Below are 13,128 nucleotides of genomic sequence, written 5' to 3' on the forward strand. Positions count from 1 at the left end.
GGGCGCTGAGCTCTTTTGGGGTTCCCGCAGATTTTCGCAGATTGCGCAGATCATTTTAGTGGTGCTTCGCTTGTTTTTTCGCAGATTTTCAAGGATTGCGCAGATCTTTTTTGGGTGGAAATCGAAACGCTCTTTTGGGGTTCCCGCAGATTTTCGCAGATTGCGCAGATCTTTTTTATGGGCGCTTCGCTTGTTTTTTTTAGATGAGGCGCTGCGCTTTTTTTTGGGTTAATGGGTGCTTGGTGGGAGTTTGTCTTGGACAATGCTAAACAACGGCGATAGGTTTTTTATTGTCATCCATCGCTACCATAGTGAAGGTTCCTCTAACGGCTTGTTCACGTTTTTGGGAGTACATTTCTTCAACAAAAATTTCCACTGAGACAACAATACTTGTTCTACCGACTTTTTCAACATTTGCTATTAATTCAACCAAGGTTCCACTGGGAATAGGCTTTTTAAAATCTACTCTGTCTGAGCTTACTGTAACTACTTTTTGTCGACTAAACCTTGTGGCACAAATGAAAGCTACTTCATCCATTAACTGAAGCGCTGCTCCCCCAAATAAGGTGTCGTAGTGATTGGTGGTGTTTGGAAATACTGCCTTAAAAACTTTTGTTTCCGCTGCTGCAATTCTTTCTTCAATTGATTTATTCATGACTTAAAATTTCTGATGTAGAAGGACTTTCCGCCTCCACTGTTTTAGGATATTTTGTTTTGCTCGTTTTGTAATAAACAAAGCTTACCAAAGCCGCTCCTATATCCGCTAATGGAAAAGCCATCCAAATTCCGTTTAATCCAAAGTACAATGGCAAAAGCAAAACCAAAGGAATTAAGAATATTCCTTGCTTTGTTAGGGCGAGAAATAAGGCTGGACCTGCTTTTCCAATGGCTTGAAAGTAGGCACTAATAATTAAACTCACCGCCAATAAAGGTGTGGCAAGAAAAACGGTTCGAATGACAGGAGTGGTTTCCGCAATAAGTTCCAGATCTGAGGTAAATAATTCTGAAATATTTGCTGCAAAGGTCATGAGAATGATAAACAATAAAACAGAAATCCCTGATGCCCAAGCAATCGATATTTTTACGATTTGTTGAACCCTATTCTTTAGTCGTGCTCCAAAATTATATCCAACAATAGGGACAAAGCCTTGTGTAATTCCTAGCACTGGGAAATTTGCAAACATTAAAACTCTGTTGATAATTCCGTAAACGGACAGCCCTTGTTCTCCGCCATAAAAGAACAAAGAGTTATTCAATACAACAGCCAGAACACTTATTACACCTTGTCGGGCCAATGTTACTGAGCCTAATGAGGCTATTTCTTTAATGATTGGAAAAGAAGGTTTACAGTTTTCTAGTGAAATTTTTAACACCGACTTACCAGAAAGAAAATGTCTTAAAGTAAAGGCAGCACTTCCAATATAAGAAATCGTTGTTGCCCAAGCTGCTCCCTTAATTCCCATATCAAGTGCTACAATAAATATTGGATCAAGAATTAAATTAATAATCGCCGGAACAATCATAGCAAACATAGCTACTCTCGGGTATCCCTCCGCACGAATAACATTGATACTCATCATTGCCCAAGCCAAGAAAGGCACACCAATTAAAAGAATGGTAAAATATTCAATGGCGGGTTGCTCAATATCCCCCATTCCACCGAAAACGTGGATAATATCATCGGTAAGAAAAGCACCCAAAAGAACAAAGAAAACGGCCAACACCATGGTCATTCCGACCTGATTTCCAAATGTTTTAAAAGCTTTCTTCATTTTGTTATTTCCCAAAGCGCGGGAAAGTACAGAAGACCCTCCTACCCCAATCGCCATTCCAATACTCGATATCAAAAATGTGATGGGTAAAACAACAGTGATTGCTCCAATTCCCTCTGGACCTACAAAATGTCCTACGTAAATCGTATCAATTATCGCATATATAGACATGGTTAGAATTCCAACAGAAGCAGGAATAGCTTGCTCTGCTAGCAATTTCCCCAGTGGTGCGGTACCAAACTTTTCTGTTGACTTCATTCTAGATTGCTAACACTTAGATTTTAAAAATGTTGACGAAGGTAATTTTTTTTAGAATCGAAAAGCAATGAAAACACACTAATTCTGCCAATATTTGGTAATTGAACGGTTAATTTAAGGTCAGCTAGGAAATTTATCCTTACTCCAATCAATATTTGAAACTTAGTTAGTTAAAAATGAAGAACTTATACCAACGTAAAAGGATAAAACATTGATTATCAAAACACAACCCATTGCTTCAATTTATCTTCAAACAATAAACACAAAGAGGGTGCCGGTTTAGCGTGTCAAACAATTACACCAATTAAATGAATAATAACCCTTTTAAAGCTCAATGAAGTCTTTTACTCAGTATCATCTTCGCTTAAAACAAAATGATAGTGCGTTCCAGAATCATTAATTTCCCTTTTAAAACTTCCGTCTAACTGATCTGTAAAAACTTCAATCAATTGTGTTCCAAAGGTTTTTTTAGGATTCTCTTTCCAAACTCCGTCATCAGAATAAGTCATCATAAATTCTCCTTGCTTTCCTGAAACCAAAGAAAGGTCTATTCTACCTGATTTCTCAAAGGCATGCTTAACTGTATTGATAACTAGTTCGTTTATAATTAAACCCAGCGGAACAATATTCTTAGCACTAACACTTTCAAGGCTCGAATTCACCTCAAAATCAATCTGCTTGTTTAATGCACTGCTGTCGATAAGATTCTGAATTAAAGTACTAATGTAGTCCTTTATGTCAATGTTCATTAATGACTCTTTTTCGTATAGCTTTTGATGAATCAGTGACATGGCTAGAATTCGAGTAATTGCTTCTTCGAAACTTACTTTAGCTTCTTCCGACTGAATATCTCTAGATTGTAAGCGCAGCAAGCTCACAATGACTTGTAAATTGTTTTTTACCCTGTGGTGAATTTCTTGCAATAAAACAGTTTTCTCTTTGTTTTGGTGGTCTACAATTTTCTTTTCATTATTTAGTTTTTCATAAGCTTCGGAGGCATGTTTGAAAGCATATTTGTTGATTAAGCCATATTGGTACATAACATAACCTATCATAAACATAGCAACAGCAAATTCAACAGATAATAAAAACAAGGCGTCTGGTCTTATCGTAAGACTTAAATAGGCCGTTCCTGCAAATTGAAAGTTATAGTAAACCCCATAAAACAAAGCATTCACAGCAAGATAAAAGAAGCCCCAAACATTCCCTAAGGTAAAGAAAGCTGAAAGAATTAACACCACCATCCATAAGGCTTCTTGCAGGTGTAGAGATTCTGGAACAGTAAATATTGCAATTCCTATAACTAAAGTTACTACCAGGTAAAGTACTCTCGCTATTTGATGATAAGCTCCATACCTTTTTAATAAGAATAGACTTGTGGAGGTAGTAAGAACAAAAATGAGATAGTAAATAAAAAAGCGATCTTCAACCAAAAGTGTAAAAATTGACATTGCAAATCCTACAATAGTGAAAACTATGTTGATACGCCAAACAAAATTAAACTTTGCTTTTTCCTGAAAACGATATAGAATGCTGTCTGGAGTTTTTAAATTACTCATCTGGTAGAATATATTTTAAGTAGTTATGTCTTCAACAAGTGCTCGTTTCAACTCGAAAAAAGCTTCAAAATTGTTTATATGAATCGTAAAGATATAATTTTTCAAATAACACTTTTTGTACAAATCAAATTCCTCTAAGGTGATGACAAAATTAAATAGACATATCACACCAAAAGAGTACCTTCTTACTTAATGAAATCCTTGTTGGTGTCATTCTAAATCGCCTTTCTCTTTGAATTTTCTTACATTTGTGTGTATTAAAAATTACATGCAAGAAAACAATTACAAGTTCGGAACAAAAGCAATTCATGCTGGGGTTGAGCCGGATTCCGCAACTGGAGCGATCATGACTCCTATTTACCAAACCAGCACCTATGTTCAAGAAAAAGTGGGTCAGCATAAAGGCTATGCCTATTCTAGAACAGCAAATCCTACACGAAATGCCCTAGAAAATGCTTTGGCTGAGTTAGAAAATGCCAAATATGGCGCTTGTTTTGGAAGTGGAATAGCAGCCATTGATGCTGTTTTGAAAATGCTAAATCCGGGTGATGAAGTAATTACCACTGATGATCTTTATGGTGGATCTTACAGATTATTTACTACTGTTTTTGCAAAGTATGGAATAAAATTTCACTTCATTAAAATGGATGATTTATCTATTTTAAAACAGACGATGAATGAAAACACAAAACTAATTTGGATTGAGACACCCAGCAATCCAATGATGAATATAATTGACATTAAAGGTGTTGCTGAACTCATCAAGAATAAAAAGATAATCTTAGGAGTAGACAATACTTTCGCTACACCTTACCTTCAAAATCCTATTGATTTGGGTGCAGATTTAGTAATGCACAGTGCAACAAAATATCTTGGAGGTCATTCAGATGTGGTAATGGGCGCAGTTGTTACAGACAATAAACAAATTGCAGACGAAATTTATCGCATTCAAAATAGCTCCGGAGCAATTGCTGGTCCAATGGATTGCTTTTTGGTTTTACGCGGATTAAAAACACTTCATTTACGCATGCAAAGACATTGTGAAAACGGTGAAAATCTGGCTTATTTCTTAAAAGACCATCCAAAAGTGGACAAGGTGTATTGGCCAGGTTTCAAAGATCACCCGAATCATGAAATTGCGACAGAACAAATGCGAAATTTTGGTGGAATGATTTCTTTTTCTTTGAAAAGTGATAAAGCAGAAGATGCTTTTTCTGTTATGGAGAAATTTAAAATTTTTGCTCTTGCTGAATCGCTAGGTGGTGTAGAATCCTTAACTTGTCACCCTGCAACAATGACCCATGCCGCTTTACCCGCAAAAGACCGACAAGCAACAGGAATTGTAGATTCTTTAATCAGACTTAGCGTGGGCGTGGAAGATGCAGAAGATTTAATAAATGACTTAAAACAAGCTTTGGCTTAAAATATAAAAATGGGATTTAACAAATTTGCAGTAATCGGTGTTGGGAAATACGGTTCAAACATCGCCAGAAGATTGGCAGAGAAAGGAGCGCAGGTTTTCGCTTTTGACAATAACGAAGAGAAAATTGAGAACATTAAAGACGATGTTGCATTTGCTGTGACATTGAACAGTACTGATTTCAAGATTTTGTCTTCCCAAAAACTGGAGGAAATGGATGCCGCTGTGGTAGCAATCGGTGAAAATTTTGAAGCTACTGTTCTTACGGCTGTGCATTTGATGGATTTAGGTGTCAAAAGAATTATTGCTCGTGCAAATGGAGCTGACCAAAGGCTGATTCTCGAGAAAATTGGAATTAAAGAAATTTTAACACCAGAAGACGAGGTCGCTTTCGTTATTCGAGAAAAATTACTAAATCCCTCAATTTTATCTTTCCTTCAATTGTCGGAAGAATACGAAATTGCCGAAATAAAACCTCCGAAAGGAACCTTGAACAGAACAATAGAAGACATTGATTTTAGAAATAAATATCAATTGACATTAGTAACCATGAGGCGCGAATATGACATTAAAAAGAAAGGTCAGTACGAAGTAGAACAGCATGTAATCGGTGTTCCCAAGGGAGATACCGTAATTGAATCGCGTGATACTTTGGTGGTTTTTGGAACAGCCAAACACGTACAGCGCTTTATTGACGTAAACGAATCATGATTTATATAATAACAGGTACATCATCAGGTATTGGTAAAGCCTTAGCTCAATTTTACCTAAACAAAGGAGAAAAAGTGATTGGAATTTCTAGAAATAATTCCATTACAGACGATAACTTCACACATGTAGCTTGTGATTTATCGGATAAAAATCAATTGTATGATATCGCACTTTTGGACCATGTTTCTAAAGAAGATTTTCCTGTGCGTTTAATTAACAATGCAGGAATAATTGGAGAAATTAAAAGAACGCACGAATTAACTCTCACGCATTATGTGGATATGGCAATGGTGAATCTTGTTGCCCCTCAATACCTTTGCAGCTATGTTTTATCAACCTTTGGTTTTGAAAATGTAGATACCATCGTGAACATTTCTTCTGGTGCAGCTCAACGCCCAGTTCCCTCTTGGGGATCTTATTGTGCCACCAAAGCAGCAATGGACATTTTTGCAGAAACTTTAAACGAAGAAATTAAAGAACTCGGGAAATCCACAAAGGTTTTCAATATAGCACCCGGTGTTGTAGATACAGAAATGCAAGTGACCATTAGAAATAGTGGAGCAAAAAACTTTTCTAGTCACCAAAATTTCGTAGACCTAAAAGAAAACAATGAGCTCAGAACTCCACAAGAAGTTGCTGTTTTATTGGATGCTTTTATCAACGAGGAACACCATGATAATGAAGGGGTGGTTTTTAGGATATGATTTTTTTAATGATTAATGTTTAAGGTTTAATTATTGACGGGGTTTTTTATTGAAAATCAGATGGTTAAATGTTTATTTAAAACGAATTTTGTCAAATCATTTTCTTGGTTTTGACCTATTTTTAACACAAAAGAGATCTTCTATCAACTAACTAGATCCTCCAAATATTTTATTTACCAACAAGTTGATTTATAAAATATTCAGAGGATGACAGTCGGAGGCGGAGTATTTTGAAAAAGGGGGAGAAAAAGTTGATGCTCTGCATCAACTTTTTCTCCCCCTTTTTCACTCCAAAACTACTATAGACTGTCATCCTACCCATTTGTAAAATCGTTGATTTTATAAATGGGTAGGATCTTGTTGGAGAACGAAGCCTAATGCTATTATTGAAACTTTTCAATTTAAAAACCCTCAAGCAATGGTTGAGTTCCGGTCTCCCTCTTTTGGAGAACTTGTCCCGAAAAAATCGGAAGGGATCAAGGGAGAGGGCAACTACAAGTGAATTACGAATTTGAAAATTACAAATTACGAATTAAAAACCATAAGAAATAATTGACCCTAATTAGTGTTTGCCTTATTGAAAATTGAAAACAATAAATTTCTGAGATAGTAATTTCAAAAATTCGTAATTCGTAATTCCTTATTTCGTAATTGAATATTCAAAGCCTATTCTCTTAATCGGTGTTTTCCTCAAAGTATCTTCTGCCGAATAAAAATTAATTTCTTTAGGCAAGTTTTCTTGGTATTTTATTATTCCAATATCGCTGTGTAGGAATTCATCACTGGCAGAGATCAAACTGTCATTAAACCCTGTTAAAACACCGTCTAAATCATAGTTAAACCAGCGTTTTGTAATAAAATCGTTGGTGTGAAATTCTTGTCTTTTTAAAACTTTCGAAGGGTAATATTCGCGGGTTTCTTTCTTTGATTTTTCCACCAAGTTCTCTAGTGAAAAAGATGAGGTGTAATCTTTGGGTGAGCCATAATAAAACACGTGTTTTCCTTCTGGTTTAAATTGAAAATCTATATAGGAAACATTCCAATTGGCGCTGTCCAGAATGAAGTAATGATTAATCCCCTTTTTACTGCTCTTGTCTACAAATTTAAGCAGTTTTTCATCGGATTCTTCTAAAACTAATCTTTGATATTGTTGCAATTCTTGAATAGTATTTAAGAAAGAAGCCATACTTTTCTGTCGGTATTTTACATTACTGGAAACCGCTGGAGCAGAATATCCTAATGAATCAGTTGTTGATTGATAACTAAAAATGTGCTGTGCCAATTGAATTCCGTCAATAAACTCCACCATCGTCACTTTTATAACGCTTCCTTTTTGGTCAAAATTAATCTCAATTGTTCTGTTGGGCATTGTGTCGGTGATGCTGATAATGCTGTCTGTAAAATTGAAATTGGTAAAACCTATCCTTATGTTTTCAATATTATTTGAATCAATTAAAGCCTTAGAAAACCAAGTGGGGAAACTCATGTTTTTCCATCCATCCTTATTCATTACGCTCCAATTAACCAATTGCGAAGTAAGCGGTGGGTCTACCTGTACTTTCTCCAAAATCACCTCCTCTTCACTACATGAAAAGAGTAATGCAAGGGAAAAAATCAAAAGATATTTTGCATAAAGTTTCATGAAGTAAAGGTCATATTTTTATCAGGAATATGCACATTATGATAGCCATTTTCTTTTAAGTGTTTTTTAAAATGTTCGGCCACCTCTTCTTCGCCATGCACCAAAAACAAGCGTTTCACTTTTCCTGAATTATTTCCTTCAAGGTAACGAAGCATTTCGCTGTAATCGGCATGGGCACTTAAAGATTTAATGTATTTTATTTCGGCATTTACTTTTCTTTCGTCTCCATAAATAGTAACTATTTTATCACCTCGTTGTAATCTTCCCGCCAAGGAACTTGGTTCTGCATATCCTACAAAAAGAATAGTGTTTTTGGCTTTCTCGATACCATGATAAATATGGTGTTTTACTCTTCCAGCATCAGCCATTCCTGAAGCAGAAATTATAATACAAGGCTCGTCTAAATCATTTATTCTGCGCGAGTATTTCTGTTCTTTTACGTAAATCAATTTTTTAAAACCAAAAGGATCATGGCGCGTTCCCTTCTTAAAACGTGAAACTTCACGGTTTAAAAGGTGAGAATATCGGCGCATGATATCTGTAGCATCAATGGCCAACGGACTATCAACAAAGATTTTCACATCAGGCAGTAGGCCATGCAAATCTAGTTTATTCAAAGCAAAAACCAATTCTTGTGTTCTTCCCAAACTAAAAGCAGGAATGATTAGTTTTCCTTTCTTTTCTCCTAAAGTATGCAAAACGGCATTCAATAATTCTTGTTCTGCATCTATGGTATGGTCGTGCAAACGGTCGCCATAAGTGGATTCACAAATCACATAATCTGCCTGTGGTGGTCGCTCCGGATTTCGCATTAAAGTAGCGTCATATCTTCCAATATCTGCAGTGTAAAGTAATGTATGTTTTTCGCTGATTTCGTCGATGTCTAAATAAATCGCAGCACTTCCTAAAATATGTCCGTTGGGAATAAAAGTCGCTTTAATTCCATTTGTTATTGCTGTTTTCTCATTTTCCTTCACAATTACGAATTGATTTAGTGCTTGCTCCACATCTAAAAATCCATATAGTGGTTCATAAGCTGCATCGCCTTCTCTTTGGTGTCGTTTATTTGAATAATTAACATCAGCTTCTTGAATATAAGCGCTATCCCGCAACATAATTTCACACAAAGCATGTGTGGCCTCGGTGCAAAAAATTGGTCCTGTAAATCCATCTTTCACAAACTTAGGAATGAGTCCAGAGTGATCGATATGTGCATGAGAAAGTAAAATAGCGGAAACAGAAAGTGGATCTGCGAAATCTTCGGAATTTAAAGCATGTGTATCCTTCCCCATTCCTTGATACATTCCGCAATCCAACAAGATTTTTGTATTGTCCCACAACTGAACAATATGTCTACTTCCTGTAACTGTTTTGGCCGCTCCCGCAAATGTTATTTTCATTTGTTTTGTTGTTTAGTAGTTTTCTCTAAAGTAATACAAATGGATAAGTAAAGGAAGAATAATAAAGGAATAAAAAAAGTGCAGCTCTCTCAAACCACACTTCCTTCAAATTAAAACTACAATTACTTCATCGCTTCAGCACTTCTTTTCAATTTCGCTGCACGCCATAAATCATAATAACTTTTGGTTTCTATGATGATTACGCCGCCTGTTGTGTCTCCATATTTTGCAGGAATGGCACTTGAGTATATTGTAATTGCTCCGATTGCTGAACTGGGAACAGATTTTACTTCATTCATTTTCACTCCATCAATGTAAGAAACAAGGTTATTCCCTCTAGATCCGCGAATCATCATTTGTCCGTTATCATCGACTTTTATGTCGGAATTTCGGCTCATAATTAGGGCTTTTATATCGTTTTTAACCGCACTTTGAGCGATATCTAGACTGTTAATTCTTTCTTGTCCGAAATCAATACTGATTAAAGGTTCTGTATAAGAAATCACATCAATTCCTTCCAATTCTTTTACTTCCTCGTAGAAGTTTATTCGACCTAAATCTTCTGTTCCATCTGCCATTACCTTTGCCAGAACAGTTCTTGGAATAGAATCAGAAAGATAGTTTACATTTAAAACATACATTCCTGTGGGAATTGAGCTGATTAGAAATCTTCCGTTTTCATCTGTATCTGCACCAAATTTTGTAGCACCTCTTTCCACCCAAACTTTAGCAAACATGGCTGGTTTCTCTGTATCTGGATCTTCAAAAATTTGACCTCTTATATCTCCTACTGCTCCTTGAGCCATTGCAAAATTCACAAAGAAAATTGCTGCGATTAATTTAATTATTGTTTTCATCATTTCTATGTATTGGTTCAGTGTTGAGATGCGGGAAGAAATGATATTCCATAAATTATTTTACTAAATCATAAAATCACATTTTCTTTTATTCACTAATAATTACTACCTTGTATTTTGTGTTTTTATATTTAAATTATCAATGTGTTTGCTTTTTAAGTAATTAGATTTAAAAACAATAATGGAGTCTTCATAAATAGAACCCTCAAACTTTAAAAATGACAAACTCAAATACTAAAATTATATTCCCACGTATCACATTTTTCTTAACAGCGATAGTTCTAAGTTATATCGTATTTGCTAGCACGTCCTACAGTTTTTCACAAATTGAAATCCATCAAGAAAGCTACATAAAAACAGATACTTTGGATAAGGATTTTTCGACAAGCAATCCAAACCTACCCAAAAACGCTGTTCAAGAATTTAAACTTACCCGTTCCAATCAAGAATAAATTGTTCCTGACTGTGTTACAAAGGTGAAGGTATACATGTGGGGTGCTGGCGGTGCTGGAGGAGATGTTTCTAACCAAAATGCAAAAACACATGGTGGGGGTGGTGGTTTTGTAGAGGGTGAACTTGATGTTACTCCCGGAGAAAAACTATTAATCATTGTTGGTGAAGGTGGAAAGTACGGAAATTCTAATCAAAATCTTGTAATTTATGGAGGTGGTGGATTAGGTGGTTACCAAGGTGGATACACTGGAACTGGTGGCGGAAGGTCTGAAATTAGAAGAGGAAATACGGTTATTGCAACTGCTGGTGCAGGTGGTGGCGGTGGAGAATCTAGGGGGAATTCAGGTCAGGACAGTTTAAAACTAGGTGGTGTTGGCGGCGCTGGTGGAGGAATTAAAGGAAGACATGGATCTCGTGGTCAAGGCTACTTAACCAAACCTGTCACACAGGGAGGAAAAGGAGGAACCCAAAACACAGGTGGTGCTGGAGGTATAGGAAACAATCCTAACAACAGTCAACACCATGGTTTTCCTGGAGCACAATTTCAAGGAGGATTAGGAAGTAATGGATCTAATATTGAAGGTGGCGGAGGTGGCGGAGGCTACTTTGGCGGCGGAGGTGGTGCTGGTAAAAGTCATACTTTCAGTCTTGGTGCTGGAGGCGGTGGTGGTGGATCTTCTTATATTGGAGGATTAACCAACGCATCAACTATTGCTGGTGGAGATGGTGATTTACCTGGTAATTCCCAACAAAAAGCAGCACAGGAAAATCATCAATACAACCAAAAGAACTACGGTAGAGGAGGTGATGTTAGCTCAGATGGACAAAACGGATTCATTGTGATCAAAGTCATAGAAAAAGAATATCCAAGTGGAAATATTACAACTGCAGATTTTACTGCTTGTCATGGTTCTACAGTAGAGGTTTCGGGAAATGTAGATGTTGATGGACCATGGACTCTAACTTTGAGCGATAATTCTGTTATTAATGGAAATGGCCCAGGAACATGGTCAAAGAATGTTTCTCCAAGTTCAACAGAAGTGTTTAGTATTTTTGAGTTAACTAATAATGTTACAGGTTCTTGCCCATCCGCACTTTCTGGTTCAACAAAAGTTACTTTACCAGCAACGAATAATGAGATAGCCGATAATGGAAAGTTTGCTGAATGCTATGTAAAAGGAAACAATTACATTCATTTCTATCACTCTTCGGGCAGTTTAATAGGTTCAATAAATCCAGAAGGACAAGATTTGGGCTTAGTGAAAATGATTATGTATGAAGAACCAGCACCTTTGTTTGTTCCAGCTTGTGTGTCTCCTAATCCTACTTGGGGAAATACTGTAATGAACAGACATTGGGTAGTTGTTGAATCAAATCCATCTCAAAACAATGTGAATGTACGTTTACCTTTTTATGATGTGGATTTTAATAAACTTACGGATGAAGCAAATAACAATTTAAACACGAATGACGATATTACAAATGTTTCTGATGTTAGATTAAGTAAATATAACGGATTAAACGAAAATGATGATGCTGCAGACAATTGTGGAAACGGTACAACAGTGGTTTATACTCAAACCTCAAATGGTGATATTACTTTATCAAATTCATTTGTAAAAGAGGTCAATAACGGGAAGTATGTTCAATTTACCATTCCTGGTTTTTCAGAATTGTGGCTACATGGTTCCACTGACTCTCCTTTACCTGTGGAGTTAATAAACTTTTCTGCAAGCTGTGAGGAGCAAGTAGAAATCAATTGGACGACAGCATCAGAAAGTAATTCAGATCAGTTTATAGTTGAAAAAAGTAGGGATGGAATTAATTGGAATTTTGTAGAAAGTTTATCCGCTGCTGGAAATTCTGTAAATGAAATAGATTACAAATTAACAGATAGAAATATCTCAAATGGCATTCATTATTATCGTTTAAGACAAATAGATTTTGATGGAAAGGAAGAAGTTTTTGGTCCGATCAGTGTTTCTTGTTCTCCAAAAAGTAACAGTATGATTGTTTATCCGAATCCTACAGAGGGTAAAATAACAGTGAAAATTCAAAGTCAACAAGCGATTTCAAATGCTGAAATTATACTTTTAGATTTCAATGGAAGAATAATCGCAAAACAAGTGTTGGATATTCTTAAAGGTGAAAATGAAGTTTACTTTAATGAAACGGGGTTGAGCAAAGGTGTGTATTTAGTACAATCAATAGGAATCAACGGTGTTACTCCAGTGAAAGTAATTAAAAAGTAGCGATGGAAATTGAACAATAAAAGAAAAAGAATTTTGAACTTTGATTTGTCCTGAAAAAGAGAATTTATAGAAACCTCTTTTTCAGGAAAATTCATTTTAA

Annotated in this window: 11 protein-coding genes; 5 read left to right on the forward strand and 6 right to left on the reverse strand. The window is 36.0% G+C overall.

Translation table 11 applies throughout. From position 1 onward, the window contains the following. Positions 1 to 265: 265 nt before the first annotated feature. The 3 genes from DIT68_RS12045 to DIT68_RS12055 all read right to left on the reverse strand — a co-directional run bounded on the left by DIT68_RS12045 (position 266) and on the right by DIT68_RS12055 (position 3,589). A complete protein-coding gene (locus tag DIT68_RS12045) occupies positions 266 to 655 on the reverse strand; it encodes an acyl-CoA thioesterase (RefSeq protein WP_109360062.1) in 390 nt (129 codons plus the stop codon). After that, the gene (locus tag DIT68_RS12050; protein WP_109360063.1) at positions 648 to 2,030 is read right to left on the reverse strand and encodes an MATE family efflux transporter; all 1,383 of its coding nucleotides are present in this window, start codon (positions 2,028 to 2,030) and stop codon (positions 648 to 650) included. The genes DIT68_RS12045 and DIT68_RS12050 overlap by 8 nt, the downstream gene beginning before the upstream one ends. 344 nt (positions 2,031 to 2,374) lie before the next feature. Then, a complete protein-coding gene (locus DIT68_RS12055) occupies positions 2,375 to 3,589 on the reverse strand; it encodes a sensor histidine kinase (RefSeq protein ID WP_109360064.1) in 1,215 nt (404 codons plus the stop codon). Positions 3,590 to 3,857: 268 nt separating this feature from the next. On the opposite strand from DIT68_RS12055, the gene DIT68_RS12060 reads away from it, so the two are divergent. From DIT68_RS12060 to DIT68_RS12070, 3 genes are read left to right on the forward strand one after another with little or no spacing between them, the layout of a single operon-like run. Further along, positions 3,858 to 5,012, forward strand: a complete 1,155-nt coding sequence (locus tag DIT68_RS12060) for a trans-sulfuration enzyme family protein (RefSeq protein ID WP_109360065.1) — start codon at positions 3,858 to 3,860, stop codon at positions 5,010 to 5,012. A gap of 9 nt (positions 5,013 to 5,021) precedes the next feature. Continuing rightward, entirely contained in the window at positions 5,022 to 5,720 is a 699-nt protein-coding gene (locus tag DIT68_RS12065; protein WP_109360066.1) for a potassium channel family protein, read from the forward strand. Beyond that, the gene (locus DIT68_RS12070) at positions 5,717 to 6,424 is read left to right on the forward strand and encodes an SDR family NAD(P)-dependent oxidoreductase (protein ID WP_109360067.1); all 708 of its coding nucleotides are present in this window, start codon (positions 5,717 to 5,719) and stop codon (positions 6,422 to 6,424) included. The genes DIT68_RS12065 and DIT68_RS12070 overlap by 4 nt, the downstream gene beginning before the upstream one ends. A gap of 640 nt (positions 6,425 to 7,064) precedes the next feature. Here the strand turns inward: DIT68_RS12070 and DIT68_RS12075 are convergent. The 3 genes from DIT68_RS12075 to DIT68_RS12085 all read right to left on the reverse strand — a co-directional run bounded on the left by DIT68_RS12075 (position 7,065) and on the right by DIT68_RS12085 (position 10,326). Continuing rightward, the gene (locus tag DIT68_RS12075) at positions 7,065 to 8,066 is read right to left on the reverse strand and encodes a hypothetical protein (RefSeq protein ID WP_109360068.1); all 1,002 of its coding nucleotides are present in this window, start codon (positions 8,064 to 8,066) and stop codon (positions 7,065 to 7,067) included. Continuing rightward, the gene (locus DIT68_RS12080) at positions 8,063 to 9,466 is read right to left on the reverse strand and encodes an MBL fold metallo-hydrolase RNA specificity domain-containing protein (protein WP_109360069.1); all 1,404 of its coding nucleotides are present in this window, start codon (positions 9,464 to 9,466) and stop codon (positions 8,063 to 8,065) included. Before DIT68_RS12080 ends, DIT68_RS12075 begins: the two co-directional genes overlap by 4 nt. Positions 9,467 to 9,588: 122 nt before the next feature. Further along, a complete protein-coding gene (locus DIT68_RS12085) occupies positions 9,589 to 10,326 on the reverse strand; it encodes a carboxypeptidase-like regulatory domain-containing protein (RefSeq protein ID WP_109360070.1) in 738 nt (245 codons plus the stop codon). 215 nt (positions 10,327 to 10,541) lie between these two features. Here DIT68_RS12085 and DIT68_RS12090 point away from each other — a divergent pair, with 215 nt between their 5' ends. Together DIT68_RS12090 and DIT68_RS12095 are read left to right on the forward strand one after the other, a co-directional pair. After that, entirely contained in the window at positions 10,542 to 10,775 is a 234-nt protein-coding gene (locus DIT68_RS12090; protein WP_109360071.1) for a hypothetical protein, read from the forward strand. Positions 10,776 to 10,799: 24 nt separating this feature from the next. Further along, a complete protein-coding gene (locus DIT68_RS12095; RefSeq protein WP_146194208.1) occupies positions 10,800 to 13,028 on the forward strand; it encodes a T9SS type A sorting domain-containing protein in 2,229 nt (742 codons plus the stop codon). Positions 13,029 to 13,128 lie beyond the last annotated feature (100 nt).

Source organism: Brumimicrobium oceani (genome assembly GCF_003143775.1).
In the GTDB taxonomy this organism is placed as follows: Bacteria; Bacteroidota; Bacteroidia; order Flavobacteriales_D; family Crocinitomicaceae; genus Brumimicrobium; species Brumimicrobium oceani.